Annotated in this window: 14 protein-coding genes; 9 read left to right on the forward strand and 5 right to left on the reverse strand. The window is 62.7% G+C overall.

The window, feature by feature from the left end; translation table 11 throughout:
* Positions 1–48 precede the first annotated feature (48 nt).
* Positions 49–825 (reverse strand): hypothetical protein, encoded by a 777-nt coding sequence (locus ACZ5B4_RS00850; protein ID WP_464912545.1) that lies wholly within the window; start codon positions 823–825, stop codon positions 49–51.
* 41 nt (positions 826–866) lie between these two features.
* Between ACZ5B4_RS00850 and ACZ5B4_RS00855 the strand changes: the two genes are divergently transcribed.
* Entirely contained in the window at positions 867–1,952 is a 1,086-nt protein-coding gene (locus tag ACZ5B4_RS00855; RefSeq protein ID WP_464911496.1) for an IS630 family transposase, read from the forward strand.
* 4 nt (positions 1,953–1,956) lie between these two features.
* On the opposite strand, the gene ACZ5B4_RS00860 is transcribed toward ACZ5B4_RS00855, so the two are convergent.
* Positions 1,957–5,163 carry a hypothetical protein gene (locus ACZ5B4_RS00860; protein WP_464912546.1) on the reverse strand — a complete coding sequence of 1,069 codons (3,207 nt, stop codon included), beginning with the start codon at positions 5,161–5,163 and terminating at the stop codon, positions 1,957–1,959.
* A gap of 430 nt (positions 5,164–5,593) precedes the next feature.
* Between ACZ5B4_RS00860 and ACZ5B4_RS00865 the strand changes: the two genes are divergently transcribed.
* From ACZ5B4_RS00865 to ACZ5B4_RS00895, 7 genes are all read left to right on the forward strand, one after another.
* The gene (locus ACZ5B4_RS00865) at positions 5,594–8,821 is read left to right on the forward strand and encodes a GH116 family glycosyl hydrolase (RefSeq protein WP_464912547.1); all 3,228 of its coding nucleotides are present in this window, start codon (positions 5,594–5,596) and stop codon (positions 8,819–8,821) included.
* 162 nt (positions 8,822–8,983) lie between these two features.
* Positions 8,984–11,005, forward strand: coding sequence for a glycoside hydrolase family 172 protein (locus ACZ5B4_RS00870; protein ID WP_464912548.1), 2,022 nt, complete (start codon positions 8,984–8,986; stop codon positions 11,003–11,005).
* 238 nt (positions 11,006–11,243) lie between these two features.
* Positions 11,244–12,530 carry a Gfo/Idh/MocA family protein gene (locus ACZ5B4_RS00875; protein ID WP_464912549.1) on the forward strand — a complete coding sequence of 429 codons (1,287 nt, stop codon included), beginning with the start codon at positions 11,244–11,246 and terminating at the stop codon, positions 12,528–12,530.
* Positions 12,518–13,318: a zinc-dependent peptidase gene (locus ACZ5B4_RS00880; protein WP_464912550.1), complete on the forward strand. Its 801-nt coding sequence runs from the start codon at positions 12,518–12,520 to the stop codon at positions 13,316–13,318. The genes ACZ5B4_RS00875 and ACZ5B4_RS00880 overlap by 13 nt, the downstream gene beginning before the upstream one ends.
* Before the next feature lie 150 nt (positions 13,319–13,468).
* The gene (locus tag ACZ5B4_RS00885) at positions 13,469–14,323 is read left to right on the forward strand and encodes a sugar phosphate isomerase/epimerase family protein (protein WP_464912551.1); all 855 of its coding nucleotides are present in this window, start codon (positions 13,469–13,471) and stop codon (positions 14,321–14,323) included.
* Between the two features lie 105 nt (positions 14,324–14,428).
* Complete coding sequence (locus ACZ5B4_RS00890; RefSeq protein ID WP_464912552.1) at positions 14,429–16,324, forward strand: alpha-L-arabinofuranosidase C-terminal domain-containing protein; 1,896 nt, start codon at positions 14,429–14,431, stop codon at positions 16,322–16,324.
* Between the two features lie 186 nt (positions 16,325–16,510).
* Entirely contained in the window at positions 16,511–16,918 is a 408-nt protein-coding gene (locus ACZ5B4_RS00895) for a Dabb family protein (RefSeq protein ID WP_464912553.1), read from the forward strand.
* Positions 16,919–17,005: 87 nt separating this feature from the next.
* Here the strand turns inward: ACZ5B4_RS00895 and tsaD are convergent, their stop codons facing one another.
* Positions 17,006–18,037 (reverse strand): tRNA (adenosine(37)-N6)-threonylcarbamoyltransferase complex transferase subunit TsaD, encoded by a 1,032-nt coding sequence (gene tsaD, locus ACZ5B4_RS00900; RefSeq protein WP_464912554.1) that lies wholly within the window; start codon positions 18,035–18,037, stop codon positions 17,006–17,008.
* Between the two features lie 274 nt (positions 18,038–18,311).
* Between tsaD and ACZ5B4_RS00905 the strand changes: the two genes are divergently transcribed.
* Positions 18,312–20,396, forward strand: coding sequence for an ATP-dependent helicase (locus tag ACZ5B4_RS00905; protein ID WP_464912555.1), 2,085 nt, complete (start codon positions 18,312–18,314; stop codon positions 20,394–20,396).
* 72 nt (positions 20,397–20,468) lie between these two features.
* Here ACZ5B4_RS00905 and ACZ5B4_RS00910 read toward each other — a convergent pair whose 3' ends face one another.
* Complete coding sequence (locus ACZ5B4_RS00910) at positions 20,469–21,173, reverse strand: SDR family oxidoreductase (RefSeq protein ID WP_464912556.1); 705 nt, start codon at positions 21,171–21,173, stop codon at positions 20,469–20,471.
* A 106-nt stretch (positions 21,174–21,279) separates the two neighbouring features.
* Positions 21,280–22,050, reverse strand: a complete 771-nt coding sequence (locus ACZ5B4_RS00915; RefSeq protein ID WP_464912557.1) for a ThuA domain-containing protein — start codon at positions 22,048–22,050, stop codon at positions 21,280–21,282.
* Positions 22,051–22,102 lie beyond the last annotated feature (52 nt).

Raw genomic sequence — 22,102 nt, forward strand, 5'->3', positions numbered from 1 at the left:
CCGAGCTTGCGGCATTGCAACGCGGCAGCAGCACGAACCGCCCGAAGGTCATGGATGCGAATCGATGATCCTGGCCGTCCATTGCGGCTTTAGGCTTTCCAACCGTATGTCGGACCAAGCGGCCCAATCGCCGATCGAGTTGTCGGCCGGACCGACGTCGGCGATGAGTTTGATGCGAATGCGTTTGCCGACCCAGGGGGATAAGTCCGCTTCCAACGGTTCCCAAGCGTGACGCCCCCATTGCCGTTCGGCGACGACGGTCTCCGCGCCGTCGTTTTCCACGACGGCCACGCGGAACAGAATTCCGTCGCCGGGATCGCTGCCGTCGCCTTTTCCGACGAGGCAGCGCAAGGCGGCCGGCCGGGGGGGCAGCTCGACGGCATCGAAAATCGCGAATGTGTAGCCCACGCCGTGCCGGTACGGGGGGTGCATGAACAGCGACGGGCGTTCAACCCCGCCGCAGCTCGTCGCCGTCAGGTGCGCATGGGCGCCGCTGCCGCTTTGAAAGAGACGCTCGCCGGAGCCCCGGAGGCATTCGCCGGCCGCGAATCTCTGAAAATCAGCGGGAAGGCGAACCAGGCCGCGTTCGACCTTGCAGCGCCAAGTTTTCTCGAATTGCAAACGGCCCACGGTCACCCTCAGCGGGATGTCGCGGACCTCCTCATGATCGAGCGTCCACGCCTCCGGTTCGCGGTAGTGCCACGGCTTCCCCGCTTCCAAGGGCGGCCCGACTTGCCGGCCGTTCAGTTCCACCACTCCGGATCCCAACTCGGCGGGGAATCGCGGCGCTAGTGTAGTGTCTTGTAATTGAGGGAACTTATCCATGGCCGCCGGCGTCTCACTCTCAGACCGAGGAGGATGACGCCATGCGAGTTGCGAAAGCCATCGAGTTGAGTGACGCGGAACGAACGACGCTGACGAAATGGTCGCGGGGTCGGAGCACGCCGGCACGCGTGGTGTTGCGTGCCAAGATCGTCCTGGCCGCGGCGGCGGGCAAGCGTAACGACGAGATTGCCGCCGAACTCGGCTGCACGCGTCGCACGGTGGGAACGTGGCGGACCCGCTTCCTGGAGGCGGGCCTGGCGGGCCTCGACAAGGACAAGCCGCGCGGCGGTCGCAGACCGAAGGTCCGCGCCGCGAAGGAGGCGGAGATCCTCCGCAAGACGACGCAGGAGAAGCCCGCCAACGCCACGCACTGGTCGACCCGCTCGATGGCGAAGGCCGTGGGGGTGAGCAAGGCGACTGTGCATCGCATTTGGCGTGACCACGGCTTGAAGCCGCACTTGGTGAAGACCTTCAAGGTCTCCAACGATCCGCGGTTTGTCGAAAAGGTCGTGGACCTCGTAGGCCTGTACCTCAACCCGCCCGAACACGCCTTGGTGCTCTCCTGCGACGAGAAGAGCCAGATTCAGGCGCTCGATCGCACGCAGAAAAGTTTGCCGCTGTATCCCGGCCGGTTGGGTACGCTGACGCACGACTACAAACGCCACGGGACGACGACGCTGTTTGCGGCCATCGAGGTGGCTGAAGGCAAGGTCATCGCCGAGTGCATGCCGCGACATCGCCATCAGGAATGGTTGAAGTTTCTCAAGAAGATCGATGCGGAGACGCCGCCCGAACTCGACTTGCATTTGATCGTGGACAACTACGCCACGCACAAGCATCCGAAGGTGCAGCGGTGGCTGGCACGGCACCAACGCTTTCACATCCACTTCACGCCGACGAGTAGTTCCTGGCTGAATCTGGTCGAACGCTGGTTTCGCGACATCACGGATCGCCGCATTCGCCGCGGCGTCTTCAAGAGCGTTCGGCAGTTGGAACGGGCGATCTATGAATACATTGCCGATCACAATGCCAATCCCAAGGGCTTCACGTGGACGGCCAAGGCCGAGGCGATCCTCGCCAAAGTCCGTCGCGCCCGCGCCGCACTGGATAAGGCCCCATCTGAGTGAGACACTACACTAGTCGCAGTTCGCAGCGGTCGTCGAACGCGAGTTGTGCGTCCACCAGCGGTACGACATCGAAGTCGATCCAGGCGTCCTCGAAGGATAGCCAGAGATGCGAACCGGCGGGCGCGTCCGCGGGAACTTGCCACGTGTGCGCCTCCGTCCCCTGCACGACGACCGTCTCGCCGGGCACGACCTGGGTGCGGTGGCAATCGAGGCCGTGCGGCCTCTCTTCCCGGGGCGAGACGACGTAGCTGAACGCCCTGGGAACGGGCAAGACGTGAACGAGCCCGCGACTATAACGGATCTCGGGGCTGCCGATCTGCGTCCCCTCTTCGTCCAAAGCGGTGACGTCGGCCGAGCGGCCGTCGAGACCGATCGCGAACTCTCGACACTCCCCCACCGGGATGACCTCGAACCGGCCGTCCTCTCGCTTGTGAGCGATCAACTGGCCGTCGGAGGCGGCCTTGGGAAATCGCGTGAATCGGCCCCGACCGTCGGCGTACACATAGGCGGGCGAGTCCACGTAATCGGCGCGGCGGCCGTCCAACAGGGCGCTGTACGCCAGCAGCTCGCCGTCGTCGCTCCGCGCCAGCCAGCCGTTCGGCGGCAAGACCATGCCGTCGACGGCCCAATTCTCATCGGGATGCCCGTTGACGGTAACCGTCAGGCCGTTCGAATAAACAGTGCGGATTTGAGACCGGGTGAAGGCTCCCGTGGCCAGTGCGGCGGAGCTATCCAGCAGCTTGCCGCTTGCATCCGCGTAGCGAATGTCCTTTGCCACGGCTTGAGCGTAGGCGGCATGCACTTGTTGCAGATTGAAGTAACTGCGGGCGGCGGTCGGCATCCCACCGTGCAGGACTAAGAATCCCGTATGACCGAACGCCAGCGTCGCGGCGAGAAACCGGTCCAGGCGGGTCTCGCGGTCCTCCGCGGTCTTGCCCAAACCAACGTTACCGAAAAACATCTCGGGGTTTCCCATCCCGAAATTGCAACCAAGGGGATGCAGTTTGCGGAGGTCGAAGTCGACCAGCCACGGCTGCTCGCTCAGGCGGGCCGATTGGTCTTGCCCGTAGTTGCCGTCGGTCAGACCGCAATAGTACCAGTGGTTGTTGCCTTCGCTATAAACCGGGCCGTTCCAGGTCCGCTTTTGATGCAACATGATTTCGCCGTAGGCGTAGAAGGTGGCGGCGAAGGTGCCGGCACCGGGCACGCGGGCATCATAATCCACGTAGCTCCACGGCCGGACCGCCGTGTGAACGTCGCAATACGCCGTGTCGAGTTGGAACTTCTCTTGGATGATGGGGGCCAAGCGGGCCTCGAATTCCACGGCCCGCGCCGGTTTGGGATTGTAGCAGCGAGGCCAGGCGGTTTGCCAATTGCCGTCGGGCAGCCGCGTCACCATGTCCTCGTGCCAAAACTCGTTCACCGGCGCGAAATCGGTATAGTTGTTGTAAATGCCGTAGCGAAAGCCGAGGGCGCGGACCTTGCGGGCGTATTCTGCTTGCCCCTCGTCGCCGCCTTTGCCCGGCGCGGCCCGGGTACGAAACGTGAAACTCTCGCCGCCGTCCCTCCATCCCGTCTCATGGTCCGTGATGACGACCTTGGTCATGCCGTAGCGGGCGAGTTGTTTCCACAAGGCATAGTCTTTGGCACGATCCGAGGCCCCGTGGGCGATCCACAGCCGCTCCCCGGCCACGTGCATCCACGGTGATTGCGGATTGGGGATATTCGGCAGGACCTCTTCGAATCGGGAAGAAACCGTCAGAAACAGCCGCTCGAAGCAGTCGTTGCGGACGCCGTCGGTTTTGGGGAGATAGCGGGAGCCGCCGTTATACACCACGCCCTCGCGGATGACGCCGTTGGCCGCCCACAGGGCCGAGGCGTTCGAGCGATAATGATCCATGATTCCGAAGATGAAGACGGGTTGATCTTGGGTTCCGGCGACTACGACGGCGGGACGTTGCTCGTCGCATGTGAGATACGGCAGCGTCACGAGCCGCGGCTGCGGCAACCCCTCGGCGCGACCGAAACGGAACTGCTCCACGTGACCGCCGCGGCAGGCGACGTCCACCACCAGCGACTTTTGCCACAGCCGAAAAGCGTACTCCACCACGGCCTCGTGTTCACCGCAGGGCTTCCGCCATCGGGCCGTGACCGAGTCGCCGTTTCTTTCACAAGACAGCAGCGCGGCGGGACCGGGCCGGTCCGTCGCCTCCTCGACCGTGGGCGGGGCATGGCCGCCTTTTTCGTCACGCGCGAACACGACGGCGCCGTCCACCATGGGCCGAAATTCGAAGCGCGGGCCGGGCGACGCCGCCGCCTCAGCCTGTTTCGGTTCCCATGTCGCCGAGATGTCGGACAGCGTTCCCGTTCGGGGAAGGTAGCGATACTCGAGACGTCCGTCCGAGCCTTGATACACGAAGAGGAACGCATCTCCCTCTTGCTTCAAATCGACCGTGAAATCGGCGGTCAAGTTGTCCGGCAAAAGCGTCTCTTCGCGAGTGGGAAACGGCAGCGTGCCCGGTCCGGTGTTCGTCCCGACGGGTTGATCGGCCGGCAGGGTGAGGTTCCGGCGCGGCCGCGGCTCGAAGCTGAGGGGCGGCAATTCCTCGCGATAGACGGACAGGTTGTCGAAGTGCAGTTCACGATCCTCGCTGTTCCGACCGCGCGTGACCTCGATCGCCGCCAGCGTGGCGCCGCTCTTGAGCTCGGCCGCTTGGTCCGGCGGAAGCTTGCGGTGCATCAACCACCATTCCCGCCAGTGCACGGTTCCCAAAGGCACGCGGACTTCCCGGCCGGCACTCGTGCGAAATAGGATCGCGATCTCGACGGGCGGCGTATTGGGGTCGGGGACCCAGGCCCAATTGTTGCCGTAGACCCAGAAGTTGATGCAGTCGAAGTCATCGGGCAGCGTAATCGGCTGAGAAAGACGGATTAAGACCCGCGGCTGCGGTCCGGTGCCGCGGTAGGTCAACGTTCCTACGAAACGACCCCAGAGTTGCTGCCGCCTGGTGCGAGCGAACGACGCCTCGGCGTCGCTGCATGTCACGCTCCACCCCTCGAGGTCTTCGAAGTCGATCAAGGCCGGGTGATCGTCCTCCATCCGCTCCGCCCAGTCCATTTCGTAAGGCCGCGAGCCGACCATCTCTTCCGCGAAGGCGTCGGCGCTCATCAGCAGGCACAACGGAATCGCAAGGAGCGGCAAGGTTCGCATGAAGGCACCTCTCGGATGGACGATGACGGCGGGCAATGAGGCAGGGCAAAGGGAAATCCTGGAACGGGATCATAAGGTCCCGCCGGCTAGGCCGCAAGCATGACGCAAAATCGCCGCCCAGGGTTACGGCGATAATTCTTGCCGGAGGGGACCGACAAACCTCGCGCCAGGATCGGCCGGTCGGAATTCAACGGGATTCAATCGCTTGAGAACCGTAACAAGAGCATTTACAATTTCGCCTACCTGAGCCGCGTGAGGCGCCGAACGACTGCGGACGACCTCGCACTTGGCCGCGGGATGCAAGCGTGACGCCGTGGCGGGCGGTTCGAAGCCGAGCCGCTGGGGCGACGAGCGCCGCGGGCGTCATGCGCTGTTGGGATTCCACGCGATCGTTGTTCTCCCTCCGCCTTTTTTCCCGGACCGACCGACCATGCCTACGCCGAAGCCGATTCTTCCCCAAGTGGACGCATCTTCTTCCTCGGTTTCAAAAGGTTGCTGCGATTCCAAGACCGCCGGTTGCGGCGAGATCGTCACGCGACGGCGATTTCTGGAGCGGGGACTTCAAGCGGGCGCGGCCGCGGCCATCCTCTGCGGAACGCCGCGTTGGGCCGTTGCCGGGCCGTTTGAGCCGAGCGACACCGCCGACCATTTCGTGCCCGCCGACAAGAAGCTGCAACCGGAGTGGATCGCTCGGCTGTTCGAACGCGGCGAGCGGACGTGGTACTCCGGCGGGGATTTGGACAAGATCGCCATGCCGGTGGGAGGAATCTGCGCAGGCCAGCTCTATCTCTCCGGGGACGGGCGGCTGACACATTGGGATATTTTCAATAAGACGGCATTCAGCGGCTACGGCGCGGACAATTATCAGAAGAATCCCGCCCCGAATTATCCCGCAGTGCAGGGTTTTGCGGTGGCCGTGCGTCAAGGCGACAAGACCTGGCGGCGACCGCTGGATCGCACCGGATTTCCCAACGTCCGCTTCAACGGCGAGTACCCGGTGGCCTGGGTGGAGTATCCGGACCCGGCCCTGCCCGTCCACGTGACGTTGCAGGCCTTTTCCCCCTTTATTCCGCTGAATGAAGAAGATTCCGCACTCCCGGCCACGCTGCTGACCTACACGATCAAGAACGTGTCGGACGGTGCGATCGAAGTGACGCTGGGCGGGTGGTTGGAGAACGCCGTCGCCTGCCATTCCGCCGCATGGTTCTTCGGCAAGCGCAAGGCCGAGTGCCGGCGAGACGGCACCGGCGGACGAATCCGCTTCACTGTGGAATCTTCTCCGCCGCCCGCCGGACTCCGCGAGCCGCGCGTCTTGGCCGACTTCGAAGGCCCCGACTATGGTGCGTGGACGGTGGAGGGAGAGGCCTTCGGTTCGGCGCCGGCGAAGGGCACGCTGCCCAACCAGCAGGAAGTCAGCGGATTCGCGGGCAAGGGGTTGGTGAACTCCTTCCTCGGCGGAGATCGGCCGCAGGGTAGGCTCGTCTCGCCTCCGTTCGTCGTGGACCGTCGCTTTATGAGCTTCCTCATCGGCGGCGGAAACCATGCGGATAAAACATGCATCAATCTTCTGGTGGACGGCCGAGTCGTTCGCACGGCGGTGGGGCGGAATCAAGAGAAGTTGGAATGGCAAAACTGGGACGTTCGTGAGTTCGAAGGCAAGACCGCCCAAATCGAGATCGTGGACCGTGAGTCGGGCGGATGGGGGCACATCAACATCGATCAGATCGAATTGCGCGACGACCCTCGTTCCGTGCCGGGCGGGCCGCTGGAAACGCAACCCGACTTCGGGGCCATGATGCTGGCCGCAATGGAGGCCGTTGTGGAAGGGCGGCCGGCCGAGGCCGAGGTCTTGGGCGCGATGTGGCCGGGCCGGGCGGAGCCGCTTCCCAGCTTGTTCGAGGCCGATGCCTTGCCCCAGGGGGCCGCCACCCTTTCCGGCGAGGCACCGCTGAGTGAAAAGCAGATCGGCGGCTTGGCCTACCGGCTCGAGCTTCGACCGGGCGAAACGGCCCGGCTGACCTTCGCCGTCGCGTGGCATTTTCCGCAGCGTCCGGAACGCGGGAATTACTACGCGGTGCGATTCCCCGACGTGGACGCCGTGTGCGATTATCTTCAAGCCCACCTGGGGCGATTGAAAGAGCAGACGTTGAAGTGGCACGAGATTTGGTACGAAACCAGTACCTTCCCGCGGTGGTTGATGGACCGTTTGCTGTCCACGGTTTCCACCTTGGCTACCGGGACTTGCCAATGGTGGGCCAACGGGCGTTTTTGGGCCTGGGAGGGAGTGGGATGCTGTCACGGCACGTGCGCCCACGTTTGGAATTACGAGCACAGCATGGCCCGCTTGTTCCCGCGTCTGGAACGATCGGTTCGCGAGATGCAGGATTTCAACCCCGAGGCCGGGTTCGATGAGAAGACCGGTGCCGTGAGATTTCGCGGCGAAGGATGGGCGATGTGGGCGGGCGACTCGCAGGGCGGCACGATACTGAAGGCTTACCGCGAACATCAATGCTCCAAGGACGACGCGTTCCTACGAAACAATTGGCCGCGAATCAAGAAGGCCTTGGAGTTCCTGTTCGAGCAAGACGGCAATGACGACGGCCTGATCGAAGGCGAACAGCACAACACGTACGACATCAACTTTTTCGGCCCGAATACGATGATCGGGTCGCTCTATTTGGCGGCATGCCGCGCGGCCGAGGAGATGGCCATGGAGCTGGGAGACGAAGCCTTTGCCCAAAAGTGCCGCCGCGTTTACGAAGCGGGGCGCGAGGCCGCCATGCGGGAGTTGTTCAACGGCGAATACTTCATTCAGAAAGTCGATCTGGAGAAGCATCCCAAGCATCAGTATGCCGACGGCTGCCTGTCCGACCAACTGTTCGGACAAGGCTGGGCGCACTTGGTCGGTTTGGGCTACATCTATCCGTCCCAGGCAGTCCGGTCCGCCTTGAAGGCGATTTGGACGTACAATTGGGCGCCGGATGTGGGGCCGCAAAACCAGGCCCATCCCCCGCAACGATGGTTCGCCCGGCCCGGACAAGCCGGCCTCTTCACATGCACCTGGCCGAAATCGAAGCACCTGGGTCCGGACAGCGTCCTCTATCGCGATGAAATCTGGACGGGCATTGAGTACCAAGTGGCGGGTAACATGGTCTGGGACGGTATGGTGACCGAGGCCCTGGCCATTTGCCGGGGAATTCATGAACGGTACCATCCTTCGAGCCACAATCCGTGGAATGAGGTCGAATGCGGCGACCACTATGCCCGGGGTATGGCGTCGCACGGTGTATTCCTGGCGCTCTGCGGTTTCGAGTATCATGGGCCGAGATCCCACCTGGGATTTGCACCCAAGTTGAATCCGGAGCGATTTCGTGCTCCGTTTACCGCGGCTGAAGGCTGGGGAACGATCGAGCAGCGGCGCGAGGACGGGCGTCAGATCAACGTTGTAACGGTGCTGTGGGGGAATGTTCGCCTGAAATCATTGGCGTTGGAGGCCCCGACGGAAGCCCCGGTGATGGCGACCGTACGAAAACGCGCCGGGGAAACGGTCATCGAGTTGCCCGGTGCCGTCGAGCGTTGCGGCAATCGCGTTACGATTACCCTGGGACGGGAGGCGACGCTTCAGGCGGGAGAGGCGTTGGAGGTAACGATCGCCTAATCGCTGGGTTGGATGAGGACAAACGCGGCGTGCCGGCCGGGGAACATTTCCGGTCGGTCGCCGGTGGGCGGTGCACGGCGGGAGAGGGTTTATGCGGGGCGGCAGGCCCGATCCGTCGTCCAAAATGTCGGCTGAAAGATCGACACTCATTAGGAGGTAACGATGAGAGCAACTGCGGCTTTGGGAGTTTTGGCGTCGCTACTGGCGGTCGGACCGGTATGGGCACAATCCGCGTCGTATACCTACAGCGACCTCGTCATGCAGATGGTCGACCCGCGAGCACCTGCGGTTTTGCCCGCCGACGGTGAATGCTGCAAGCAGTGGTCGAGCTGGGACCGCGCCAGTCGGTATGACGAAGCGACGGGGAAATACGTGAATTGGGATGCCAACGGCGACGGCGGCGGGATCATCCGCGAGGAGAACGGCCTGCAAGTGATGGCCGAAATGGAAGGTCCGGGCTGCATCTGGCGGATCTGGTCGGCCTTGCCCCAAGACGGCCGCGTCAAAATCTACTTGGACGGGAGCGACGAGCCGGTCGTGGACCTGCCGTTCAAACAGTATTTTTCGGGCGACACGGCTCCCTTCAATTTCCCTGAGCTTTCGTATGCCTTGGAAAAATTCGGGTGCCGAGGACAGAACCTCTATCTTCCGATCCCATATCAAAAGTCCTGCAAAATCGTGGCCGAGAAGGGCTGGGGGGCGTATTACCAGTTTGTGTATCGTACCTATCCCAAAGGCACTACGGTGCCGACCTTCAGTCCCGAACTTGTCGCTCAACATGCCCAGTTGCTGGGCAAGGTGCACAAGTTCTTCGAGGCGAAGATGGGAGATTTGCCGCCGGTGTACGCCGGAAAAGAGTTGGAGGCGAACGGCGGCCGGCTGGTGTTGGCGCCCGGCGAGCGGCAGTCGCTTGAGCTGACCGGTCCGCGCGCGATCGTCGCTCTGAAGGGCAAGGTTTCCACGAGCGATGATCGCGAGGACCAAATGGCGGCCATGCGCCGGGTAACGCTGAGCATCACGTGGGACGAACAAGCGAAACCCGCCGTATGGTGCCCCGTGGGCGACTTCTTCGGTACGGCCCCGGGAGTCAACTACTACAAGGGATTTCTCACCGGAATGACGGAGGAGGGCGGATATGCCTACTGGTACATGCCCTTCGCTCGCAAGGCGAGGATCGAGGTCTGTAACGAGGATGACAAGGCCCGGACGATCGACTACGAAGTCGTCAGCATGCCGTTGGAGTCGTTCGAAAACCTCGGCTATTTCCATTGCAAGTGGCACCGGGATACGTTCGAAGTGCCGGCCGACCGTTGGCCGGATTGGTCGCTCTTGCGAACCGAAGGGCGCGGCCGTTTTCTCGGCGTAATGCTGCACGTGTGGAATCCCGTCGGCGGTTGGTGGGGCGAAGGCGACGAGAAGTTCTTTGTGGACGGCGAGAAGTATCCCTCCACGTTCGGGACCGGATCCGAGGACTATTTCGGCTACGCTTGGTGCGACCCCAACCTTTTCCAGCGCGCCTACCACGGTCAGACGATGACGCAAAACAACAAAGGGCACCAGTCCGTCTACCGTTGGCACTTGGTCGACAACATTCCGTTCCACACGGCCTTCGACGGTTACATCGAGAAATACTTCAAGACCGAGGAAAAGGGCACGGAATACGCCGTGACGGTCTGCTGGTACTTGAACGGCGAGGGCGCGGATCCGTATCAGCCGGTTGCGGTCGAACATCGCCACGGTTATTACGTCAAGCGCCCGGCCGTCGCGGGAGGATTTCGCATTTTGAACGAGCCGATGGGTAACGTCCAAACCCAGGACATGCGGCACTTCGGCGCGGGCAAGTGGAGCCGTGACGATCATCTCTGGTGGACCGATGCCCGGCCCGGCCACGTCCTCGAAGTCGCTTTCCATGCCGAGCGCGGCGGAAAGCACAAGCTCGGGGTAATTCTGACCAAGGCCCGGGATTACGGGATCGTGCAGTTGTACGTGAACGGCCTCAAGGCCGGCGATCCCATTGATTTGTACAATCCGGAAGTGATCCGGACCGACGTCATTCCGCTGGGCACGTTCGATCTCAAGGAGGGTGAAAACACGCTGAAAGTCGAAATCGTCGGAGCGAACGACGCGGCGGTCAAGGCGTACATGTTCGGGCTGGATGAGGTCGTGGCGGAGCCGGCCGACTGACGCCGACGGGATCCTCGGGCGGCGTGACTCCGAAGCGGCGCGGAATGCGCCGTCGTCATCGCAGCCCTCAGAGGAAACTCGGTCCGGCAATCGCGCTTTTCGTTCTACGAAAGCGCTTGTATGACGTGACCGCTCGGATTATGCTTGCGTTCGACTTTGGTGGTCCTTCCGCAGGCCGGCCGACTTCCCGTTCGGGGCGCCGGTTTGCATTGTCCTCCGGCTCCCAGGGGAGATTTTCATGCAACGCCGCAAGTTTTCACGAAGAAGCTTTCTCGGGGCGAGCGCCGCGGCGGTCGGCGGTTGTTGGGTGCTGCCGTCGTGGGCGGAATCGCCGAACGAAAAACTGAACGTCGCCGTCGTCGGCGTGGCGAACCGAGGCGCGGCCAATCTGTCGGGCGTGTCCTCGGAAAACATCGTGGCCCTGTGCGACGTGGACGCGAATTACCTGGCGGCGGCGGCCAAGGACCATCCGCAAGCCCGGCTGTACCGCGACTTCCGCCGGATGCTGGACGAGTTGCAGAACTCGATCGACGCGGTGGTAGTCAGTACGCCCGACCATACGCACGCTCCGCCCGCGGCGGCGGCGATGAGCCTGGGCAAGCATTGCTACTGCGAAAAGCCGCTCACGCATTGCGTTCAAGAGACTCGGGTGCTCACGGAATTGGCCGTGAAAAACCGTTTGGCGACCCAATTGGGTACGCAAATCCATGCGGGCGACAACTATCGCCGTGTGGTGGAGCTGGTCCAGGCCGGCGTGATCGGCCCGATCTCGGAGGTGCACGTGTGGTCGGCCGCCAGTTACAGCGCGGGAGACCGCCCGACCGATACACCGCCCGTTCCGGACTATTTGGACTGGGATTTGTGGTTGGGGCCCGCCCCGTATCGGCCGTACCATCCGACGTATTTGCCGGGCCGCTGGCGGGGCTGGAAGGACTTCGGCAACGGCGGGCTGGGAGATTTCTTCTGCCACTACTGCGATCTCGCCTTTTGGGCGTTGGACCTTCGCTATCCGCTGACGGTGGAAGCGGAAGGCCCGCCGCCGCATCCCGAGGGAACACCGCCGTGGCTGATCGTGCGCTACGAGTTCCCGGCTCGCGGCGATCTTCCCCCCGTCAAGCTGACATGGTACGACGGCGGCAAGCGTCCCCCGTTGCAGGCCGAGGCCGGCTTGCCGGATTGGGCTTCCGCCGTATTGTTCGTAGGGGAAAAGGGCATGCTCTTGGCCGACTACGGCAGGCGCCTGCTGTGGCCGGAGGCGAAATTCGCCGACCTGACCCCTCCGCCGCAGACGATTCCGGCGTCCGTCGGCCATCACTTGGAATGGATCGAGGCTTGCAAGGGACGCGGCACGACGACGTGCCGCTTCGAGTACTCCGGCCCCCTCACCGAGGCCGCCCTCCTGGGCACAGTCGCCTTCCGCACGGGCCGAAAGATCGAATGGGATGCCCAGAACCTCAAAGCCATCGGTTGTCCCGAGGCTGATCCCTGGATCAATAGACCCTATCGCGAAGGATGGAAATTGTGATCCGCCGGGCGACACCGATTTTTGCCGGGCTGCTGGTACTGAGTTGGGCATCGCTTAGTATGCTTGCGGGCGAGGAGATCGCTTACGATACCGCGAGTGATCCCGCGGTTGCCGCGGCATTTACCCCCACTGAGCAATACCATGAGGAACGCATCGTCGGCCGGCGCGTTTTGGTGCATCCCGACCTCTACCAAGACGGTGCGCTTTGGGGTCGGGTCAAACAATCCTTGACCGAGCAGCTCGAGGAGATCGATCGCGTTCTTCCGCCGGAGGCGCTGGAACGGGTTCGCGGCGTGACGATCTGGGCGGAACGGGAAGCGAATCCTCGCGGCGCAATGGTGTATCACCCCAGCCGACAGTGGCTGGCTTCGCACGGCGTCAATCCGGATAAGGCCAAGGGGATCGAAATCTCCAACGCCCGAAACTTCCTCGGCTGGCGCAAGGCCCAGCCGTGCATGGTGTTGCACGAAACCGCCCATGCCTACCACGACCAAGTGTTGCCCGACGGATACGGCAATCGCCGCATTCGCGAGGCCTGGGAGCGGGCAACGCAAGCGGGGTTGTACAATGAAGTCAAGCACGTTCATGGGCACACGGAAAGAGCCTATGCCGTTAAGGACCCGATGGAGTTTTTCGCCGAGAATACCGAGGCCTTTTTCGGGCGGAACGACTTTTACCCTTTCGATCGCGAGGAGTTGCGCCGGCACGACCCGGAGACCTATCGCATGATTGCCGAGCTGTGGGGAGTTCCGCTCTCGGACGGGGAGGCGACGCCCGACTCGCGGTGATGTTGGGAACGGAAGGGTACGCCCGTCTCGGCGGTCCTTTTCAAGCTTTGAGTGCGAATAGGCCGTCCCGGCCGAATCGTTGTTGCAACGACGGAGTGTATCACGGTCTTGGCGATTCCAAGTTCTGAGGTTGCGCCTTCGGAGGATGTTATGCGTAACGGTACTGCCACACGTCGAGGTTTCTTCGCGTCCGGCGCCCTGGGGCTCTTGGCGCCGAGCCTCCTGCCCGCCTCCCTGGCGGCCGGCATGGAAACGAACGAGAACAAGGTCCCCTTTCGGCTCGCTCTGGCCTCGTACACGCTCCGCGCGTTTCCGTTGACCGAGGCCTTGGCGATGACCCGGCGGGTGGGGTTGAAGCACATCTGCCTCAAGTCCTTCCATTTGCCGCTGGAGGCGTCGCCGGAGGAAATCGCGCGCGTCCGCAAAGAGGTTGCCGACGCAGGCATCGATTTGTATGCCTGCGGTGTGGTCAACATGTCCGACGAAAACGAGGTGAATCACGCGTTCACCTATGCCGCGGCGGCGGGGATGCGGGTCATCGTGGCCTCTCCCGATCCGGAGCTGGTGCCGCTGTTGGATCGCCGCATTCGCGAGACCGGCATCGCGGTGGCGATTCACAACCACGGGCCGGGCGATAAGAAGTTCCCCACCCCGGAAAGCGTTTACGAGCGCGTCCGACCCTTCGATCGACGTTTGGGTTTGTGCATGGATATCGGCCACACCGTTCGTATCGGGGCCGACCCGATTGCCGATGCGGAACGATTCGCGGACCGATTGATCGACGTGCATCTGAAGGATGTCGACCAAGCCGCCCCCGCCGGGAAGTGCGTGGAGGCGGGGCGCGGGATCATCGATTTGCCGGGGTTCCTGCGGAAATTGGTCGAGATCCGGTTTTCGGGCATGGCGGCCTTCGAGTTCGAGAAGGATCAGGACGATCCGCTGCCGGGCTTGGCGGAAACCGTCGGTTACGTCAACGGAGTCTTGGATACGCTGGTTTCCCGATGAATTGCCGCGGCGCAGGGTGACGGAACCGGATAGTTCGCGGCGAGGTCGCTCAAGGGCCGCAGTCGCGCGAGACGATCACGCTCCCATGTCGACAGGAGAAGTGCAATGCGGAGTTGGTTGTGCTTTGGAGTTTTGCTGTTGTGGTTGGGCGGTTTTGCGGTCGATGGCGGCTATGCAGCCGAGCCTGCCGAACGGGCGGTTGAGGTGGCCGTCGATGTGACGCAAGCAGGTCCCCCGATTTCGCCGTACATCTACGGGCAATTCATCGAGCATCTGGGCCGGTGCATTTACGGCGGAATCTGGGCCGAGATGATCGAGGACCGCAAGTTCTTTCACAGCGTCGGGAGCCGGCCGTCGCCGTGGTATCCGATTGGACCGCAAGGCGCCGTCGTGATGAGCGATCGCGACCCCTTTGTGGGCGACCATGTGCCCGAGATTCGAGCGACCGGCGAGACGCCGTGCGGAATCGGGCAGGGCGGACTGGGCGTCATCGCGGGCCGAGAATACGTGGGTTATGCCTGGCTGGCGGGCGACGCGGAGGCGGCTCCGGTCGATATCTGCCTCGCCTGGGGCGAAGCCGAGGATGCCAGGCAGGTTGTGACGGTCGCCGAGCTCAAGGCGGCATATACCCGTGTCGAGTTCCGCTTTTCACCGCAAGTCGGTTCCCAGGATGCGCGGCTGGAAATTGCGGCTCGGGGTCGCGGAAGCCTGCGAATCGGCACGCTGTCGCTCATGCCCGCGGACAACATCCACGGTATGCGAGCCGACACGATCGCGCTGTTAAAGGAATTGGATTCGCCGATCTATCGCTGGCCGGGCGGAAACTTCGTCAGCGGCTACGATTGGCGCGACGGCATCGGCGATCGTGATCGACGACCCGTCCGCAAGAATCCGGCCTGGCAAGGGATCGAGCCGAACGACTTCGGCATCGACGAGTTCATGACGTTTTGCCGCGTCGTCGGCACGGAACCGCTGGTCGTGGTCAATACCGGACTCGGCGACGTCGCCATGGCCTTGGAAGAGTTGGAGTACGTGAACGGGGCGGCCGACACCCCCATGGGCAGTCGCCGGGCCCAAAACGGACATGCCGAACCGTACCGAGTCAAGTATTGGGGAATCGGCAACGAAATGTACGGCAATTGGCAATTGGGCCATATGCCGTTGGAAGAGTACGTCAAGAAACACAACGCTTTCGTGGACGCCATGCGGGCCAAAGATCCCGGCATCCAGGTGGTCGCGGTCGGTTCCGTCGGGCCGTGGACCGAGGGCATGTTCCGCCACTGTGCGGACCGCATGGACCTATTGAGCGAACACTTTTACGTGGGCGCCAAGCAAGACCTTGCCCAGCACGTGGCACAGGCGGCCCAGCGCGTCCGTGAGATCGCGGCGGCTCATCGCAAGTACCGGCAGGAAATCTTGGGCGGCAAGGCCGTGCCGGTGGCTTTGGATGAGTGGAATTACTGGTACGGCGATCACGTTTTCGGCGAGCTGGGAACGCGGTATTTCCTGCGAGACGGCCTGGGCGTCGCCAAGGCACTGAACGAATTCGCCCGGAATACGGATGTCTACACGATGGCCAATTATGCCCAGACCGTCAACGTCATCGGCGCCATCAAGACCACGACCACGGCCGCCGCGCTGGAAACGACCGGTTGGATGCTGGTGCTCTATCGTCGCCACTTCGGTCAGGTGCCGGTGCAAACGCGCTGCGAGGGACCGCTGGATGTCCAAGCAGCGCTCAGTGAGGACGGCCGCTTCCTGACCTTGGCCGTGGTCAACGCCGCGACCGAAGCCGCCGAACTTCACCCGCTTGTGCATGGAGCGAGCCTGGGAGACGTGACGGAAATATGGCAGGTGGCCGGCGACGATCCCATGGCTTACAACGATCCGGGCAAGCCTCCGCGGGTCGCACTCCGGCGACTCGACGTCGCGGCCGGGCAAGCGTTGCAGGTGAGTCCCTTGAGCGCCACCATTTTCCGCATTGCCTTGAAGCGGGAATAAACGGGGAACGGGCTTGATCGTGACGCGCGCCATGATGCCGTTGCGAACGCATCCAGGCTAGCGTCGGGCTTTGTGAGGTCGATGTTCCGTCCGGCCGCTCTCGAGCGGGAATGTTGATTGTCCGCGGGGTCCGGAGCGATCCCGCACCGGCAAATGAACTCAGATAAGCATAAGGAGAAAACCCCCATGAAACGATGGCTGATGGGCGTCTTGGCAACCCTCGTGCTGGCTGGCATGGCGATCGCCGCTAGGTCGGCGGCCGAAGCCCCGGCCAAATACTCTCACGCGGGGCAGCTTCGGCACGTGGTGCTCTTCAAATTCAAGGACGGCACGTCGCCCGAGGACGTTGCGACGGTCGAAAAGGCCTTCGCGGCGTTACCCGGGAAGATTCCGCAAATCGCGGGGTTCGAATGGGGCACGGATTGCAGCGTGGAGAATCTGTCCCAAGGATTTACCCACTGCTTCGTGCTTACTTTCAAGAGCGAAAAGGATCGGGACGAATACTTGCCGCACCCGGAGCATAAGGCCTTCGGAAAAGTATTGGGACCGCACTTGGATAAGGTGCTGGTGGTGGATTACGTCGTTCGGGAATAGATCCCGCCCGAAAGAAAGCGGCGGCTCCCGCGAATCGCACGCGGAGAGGCGGGGTTCGGGCGATTTTTGCGAGACGTTTTCGCTGCGCTAAACGCCTCGGACCACTCCGGGGGCGATGTCCAGGTCCAGGCCGTCGAATCGCCCGGCCCGCCACTTCTCCACGGCGATCGCGCCCATCACGGCGTTGTCGGTACACAACCGCAGCGGCGCAACGTACAGCTTGACGTCGGCGTCCCGTACGGCGGCTTCGAACCGCTCGCGGAGTCGGGCATTGGCGGCTACCCCTCCGCCCACGCAGAGCTTTTTTACCCCGGAACCCGTCACCGCCCGCATCGTCTTCGTGACCAAACAGTCCACGACCGCCTCTTGAAACGAGGCCGCCAAGTCGGCGATCTGCTGTTCGCTCAACGCGACTTCCGTGGGATCGTGCCGACCGGGGCCGGTGATCGCGTAGCGGACGGCCGTTTTCAGGCCGCTAAAGCTGAAGTCCAGCGAGTCGGGATCGTCGAGCAGGCCCCTTGGAAAGACGTAGGCTTGAGGATTGCCTTTCTCCGCAGCGCGCTGGATGGACGGACCGCCGGGATAGGGCAGCTTGAGCATGGAGGCCACCTTATCGAAGGCCTCCCCGGCCGCGTCGTCGATGGTCGAGCCGAGCAATTCGAAGTCGAGTGCGTTTCGGCAGCGATAGAGACTGGTGTGCCCGCCGCTCACCACCAGGCCGACGCAGGGGAAGACGTCCTCACCCGAGGCGATGCGGCAAGCGTATACGTGGGCTTGCAAATGGTTGATGCCGATGAGCGGGATGTCGAGCGCCGCGCATAAAGCCTTGGCGGCACAGAGACCCACCAGTAGCGACCCCGCCAGTCCCGGCGTATGCGCGACGGCCACGGCGGCCAAATCGGTAAGCCGGATTTCCGCCCTTCGGATCGCCTCGTCAATGACGGGCAGAATGCGTTCCACGTGCGCCCGGGAGGCGATCTCCGGCACGACTCCGCCGTAGCGCCGATGGAGATCGTCTTGGGATGCGACCACGGAGGCCAGGACGCGCAGGTCCTCTGTGATGACGGCGGCGGCGGTCTCGTCGCAGGTGGTTTCGATCGTCAGAAAGTGAACGGACATTCTCACTTCCTCGAAAGGGCGGGGTAAGGCGGCGGCTCCGGTCGAACGATGCGACTACCGGTTAGTCACGCCCCCTTGGGATGTCGGTGCCGCACCGCGGATCAATCACCCCTATTTGGGAGCGGAGCACAACGGCCCCCGCGTCGGATGCTAGTCGTCGCGGAAGGCGATTCTTAGACTACAGATAGCCTCCGGTCGGATCGAAGAGGATCGACGGTGCCTTGCGGAGGCAATCCCCGCTCGGTCGGCCAACCTCTTTTTTACGCGGTGAATCGTGCCGAAACAATCCATACGGAATCAACTCCTCAAACCTTTGAACGCGCAGCAGAGGGACGCCGTTACGCACGGCGAGCAACCGCTCTTGATCGTGGCCGGCGCCGGTACGGGCAAAACGGCCACCATCGTGCATCGTGTGGCATGGCAGATTCTCGACGGCGTTCCGCCGCACCGCATCATGCTATTGACGTTCACGCGGCGCGCCGCCGAGGAGATGATTCGCCGCGTGAATGCCGTGCTGCGTCGCATGGCGTTAAGCGAGGAAGGCTCGACGTTGATGACGACGGGCTTGGTGGGCGGCACCTTTCACGCCGTCGCGGTCCGCATCCTGCGGCAATACGGCTTCCGGATCGGCCTGTCACCCGACTTCACCGTGCTGGATCGCTCCGACGCGGAAGACTATCTGGATGTCCTGCGGGCGGAGTTGAAGCTCACGGAAAAGACGAGCCGCCGCTTTCCCAAGAAAGGGACGTGCGCCGATATCTATAGCCGCATTGTCAATGCCCAAGAGCCGTTGGAAAAGGTTTTGGAGGATCGTTTTCCTTGGTGCCGAGGTTTCGAGGAAGATCTCCGCGAGCTGTTTTCGCTCTATCAGCGGCGGAAACTGGAGAACGTGAACCTCGATTTCGACGACCTGCTGTTGAAATGGCGGGAAGCGTTGGAGGATCCTTTTGTGGCGTCCGAGACGGCCCGGCGATTCAGCCGCGTTTTTGTGGACGAATACCAGGATACCAACGTTCTGCAAGCGGAGATCCTGTATCACCTTTGCCCGACCGGCGCCGGTCTGACCGTCGTCGGCGATGACGCCCAGTCGATCTATTCGTTCCGCGCTGCGACCGTCCGCAATATCCTCGACTTCCCGAAGCATTATCCCGAGACGCGGCTGGTGGTTTTGGAGCAGAACTATCGCAGCACGGTCCCCATCCTGCGTGTCGCCAATGAGGTCATGGCGGCGGCGGCCGAAAAGTTCACCAAGAATCTTTGGTCGTGTCATGAATGCGGCGATCAACCGCTGCTCGTGGCGTGCGAAGATGAACAGGATCAGGCGGAATACGTCGTGCGCCGCGTCTTGAGTCTGCGGGAAGAGGGTATCGACTTGCGATGCCAGGCGGTCCTTTTTCGCGCCGGACATCACAGCTTGGTCCTGGAGGCGGAGCTGACGCGGCGCGGTATTCCCTATCACAAGTACGGCGGGCTGAAGTTTCTGGAGACGGCCCACATCAAGGACTTGTTGGCGTTTCTGAAGTTGGCGGAGAATCCGCGCGATATCGTCGCCGGCACTCGCGTGCTGCGGCTCCTGCCCGGCATCGGTCCGGCCAAGGCCCGCTCGCTCTTGGGACTTTTGCCGACCCGCCCCGTTCCCTTCGATGCGTGGCGTTCGATCCAGCCGCCCGCCGCCGCTCAAAAGTTGTGGCCCGGCTTGGTGGGACTCATGGAGCGGCTCTGCGATCCACAGGCACCCCTCGTCTCGCAAGTCGCCGCGGTCCGGGAGTTTTACGAGCCGCTGCTGCCGGAGCTTTACGACAACCCGTCTCCGCGGGCACGCGACTTGGAACAGGTGGAATTGATCGCGTCGCGCTACGCCGATCGCCGCACCATGCTCACCGAGATCACGTTGGACCCGCCCTCTTCCACGCAGGATCTGGCGGCGGATCCGCTGCTTGACGACGACTACTTGATCCTCAGCACCATCCACTCGGCGAAGGGACTGGAATGGGACGCGGTCTACGTACTCAACGCCACGGACGGTCACATTCCTTCCGATATGAGTACGGGTTCGGAAGAGGAAATCGAAGAGGAACGGCGTCTCTTTTACGTGGCCTTGACGCGAGCCAAGCGGCATCTCGCCGTCTGCCATCCCACGCGTTACTACATTTCCCGCTACTCCGGCGACGCCCATTACGGCTTCGCTCAGCTTTCCCGCTTCGTCAGCGAAAGCGTACGGGAACATGTGCGGTGGCAGACTTCGACCGATGAGCCCGTTTCGGACGAGTTGGCGGACGCGGTCACTCTTTTTCAGGCCGAAAGATGCGAGTGGCAGGATGACGCGGATAGCTGGCCTCGCGATCGTCCGTTTCCATGATGCAGGTGAAGTCGAGCCGCGCCGAGACGCGGTCCCATCGCTAGGCGGCAGGAAAGGATGGGAGGATGCCGGTCACTCTTCACCGGCGGAATCCGACCACGGTGCGGTCAACGCCCTTCCGTTATGACGGCGATCCAGGCCGAGCAGAAAGGGCACGGTGCGGGCGGCCCATTCCCGCGGCTTCGGGTATTGAGCCGCCTGTTCGCCGAAGCAACTGCGGAGCATGTCCGTATCGATGATGCCGGGGTTCAAGGCGACGGCGGCCAACGGGGGCGGCAATTCCTCGGCCAAAGATTGCGTCAATCCTTCCACGGCCCATTTCGTGGCGCAATACGGGGCCGCTTCGGCGGCTCCGGACCTGCCCCAGTACGAGCTGAAGTTCACGATCACTCCACGCCCCCGGCGGAGCATGGGCGGGACAAAATGCCGAATCGTGCTGTGTACCCCGCCGATATTCACGCGAAGCAGATCGGCGAACTCTTCCGGCGGAACTTCCCACAGCTTCGCGTTGCGGTTGATAATCGCCGCGTTGTTGATCAACAGATCGGGTGGACCGAGGTCGCGGATGACTTCGTCGGCCCAGGCCGCCGTTTCGCCGTCGCGGGACACGTCCACGACGTGAAAGCGATGCTCGGGATGTTCCCGCGAAAGCGCGGCGATCGTCTCGGCGGTGCGGGCGCAACCGGCCACGCGGTGGCCGAGGGCGATGAATTCTCCGCACATGGCACGCCCCAACCCGCGGCCCACCCCCGTTATCACGATACATCTCGGCTCCATGCCGCAACTCCAGGCATCTTCGGTTTCGGCCGATCCGGCACGTGCTCGGCCTTCGCAGTCCTTGGAATGAATCGGCAGACGCGAGGCTGTCTTTTGCGGCCGCGATCTACTTGAGACGGCCGGCCGCCCAGCGAATTCCACGGAGCAAAAGCTTAGGATAAGCCGGGTTTTTCCAGGCCTGGCTGTCGTGACCCAATTGCAGATAGAAAACGCGGCTCTTGCCGTATTCGCCGGTCCAGGCGATTTCCGTGTTGTTCTTGGGGTTATCGGTCGTCAAGAGGACGTGCACCTTAGGCGATACGTAGAACCCGTGGTAGGTTTCGTCGTGAATTGTGAAGTCCTTGATCCCCTTCGTAATGGGGTGTTCCGGGTCGGCGATATGGATGTTGAGCGTCTGGTCATGATCCCAGGTCGAGGCGGAATAGCTCTTGCCGTCGATTTCGCAGGCCTCGTGCAAGTACTTGCCGCCGATGATATTGCGGTACTCAGCCCAGTCGCGATGCGCGCCGAGGTTGTGATGTAGCGCCACCACGCCGATGCCCCGGTTGAGGAGGGCGAGGAATGCTTCCTGTTGCTGTGGCGAGATGCCGGGCACCATGTCGTACATCACGAGGACGTCGTACTTGTCGGCCGCCTCCGGATTGAGGGCGTCCGCCTGCTCCGGCAGTTGACTCTTGGTGTATTCGACGTTGGGAAAGGCGTCGAACATGGCGAAGAACGCATCTTCCTCGAAACCGTGCCCGCCGTAAGTCAAAAGCACGCGAATCGGCTTGCGCGGCTTGGCCGCCCCTTCCTCCGAATAAGCGGAAAACGGGATGCCGGCCGCGACCGCCGCGCCCAAAACCAAGGCTGGCAGAGAAACTCGATGACGCGCCATGATGGGACCTCTCCGGATACGGGCCAAGGTTATTGCCCGGGTTAGCCACCGC

The organism is Thermogutta hypogea, from assembly GCF_055386265.1.

Coding starts and splice junctions, on each gene's coding strand:
- ACZ5B4_RS00915 (WP_464912557.1), bottom strand. CDS start 22,050: ATGGCGCGTCATCGAGTTTCTCTGCCAGCCTTGGTTTTGGGCGCGGCG.
- ACZ5B4_RS00875 (WP_464912549.1), top strand. CDS start 11,244: ATGCAACGCCGCAAGTTTTCACGAAGAAGCTTTCTCGGGGCGAGCGCC.
- ACZ5B4_RS00870 (WP_464912548.1), top strand. CDS start 8,984: ATGAGAGCAACTGCGGCTTTGGGAGTTTTGGCGTCGCTACTGGCGGTC.
- ACZ5B4_RS00890 (WP_464912552.1), top strand. CDS start 14,429: ATGCGGAGTTGGTTGTGCTTTGGAGTTTTGCTGTTGTGGTTGGGCGGT.
- ACZ5B4_RS00860 (WP_464912546.1), bottom strand. CDS start 5,163: ATGCGAACCTTGCCGCTCCTTGCGATTCCGTTGTGCCTGCTGATGAGC.
- ACZ5B4_RS00850 (WP_464912545.1), bottom strand. CDS start 825: ATGGATAAGTTCCCTCAATTACAAGACACTACACTAGCGCCGCGATTC.
- ACZ5B4_RS00895 (WP_464912553.1), top strand. CDS start 16,511: ATGAAACGATGGCTGATGGGCGTCTTGGCAACCCTCGTGCTGGCTGGC.
- tsaD (WP_464912554.1), bottom strand. CDS start 18,037: ATGTCCGTTCACTTTCTGACGATCGAAACCACCTGCGACGAGACCGCC.
- ACZ5B4_RS00865 (WP_464912547.1), top strand. CDS start 5,594: ATGCCTACGCCGAAGCCGATTCTTCCCCAAGTGGACGCATCTTCTTCC.
- ACZ5B4_RS00855 (WP_464911496.1), top strand. CDS start 867: ATGCGAGTTGCGAAAGCCATCGAGTTGAGTGACGCGGAACGAACGACG.
- ACZ5B4_RS00910 (WP_464912556.1), bottom strand. CDS start 21,173: ATGGAGCCGAGATGTATCGTGATAACGGGGGTGGGCCGCGGGTTGGGG.
- ACZ5B4_RS00885 (WP_464912551.1), top strand. CDS start 13,469: ATGCGTAACGGTACTGCCACACGTCGAGGTTTCTTCGCGTCCGGCGCC.
- ACZ5B4_RS00880 (WP_464912550.1), top strand. CDS start 12,518: ATGGAAATTGTGATCCGCCGGGCGACACCGATTTTTGCCGGGCTGCTG.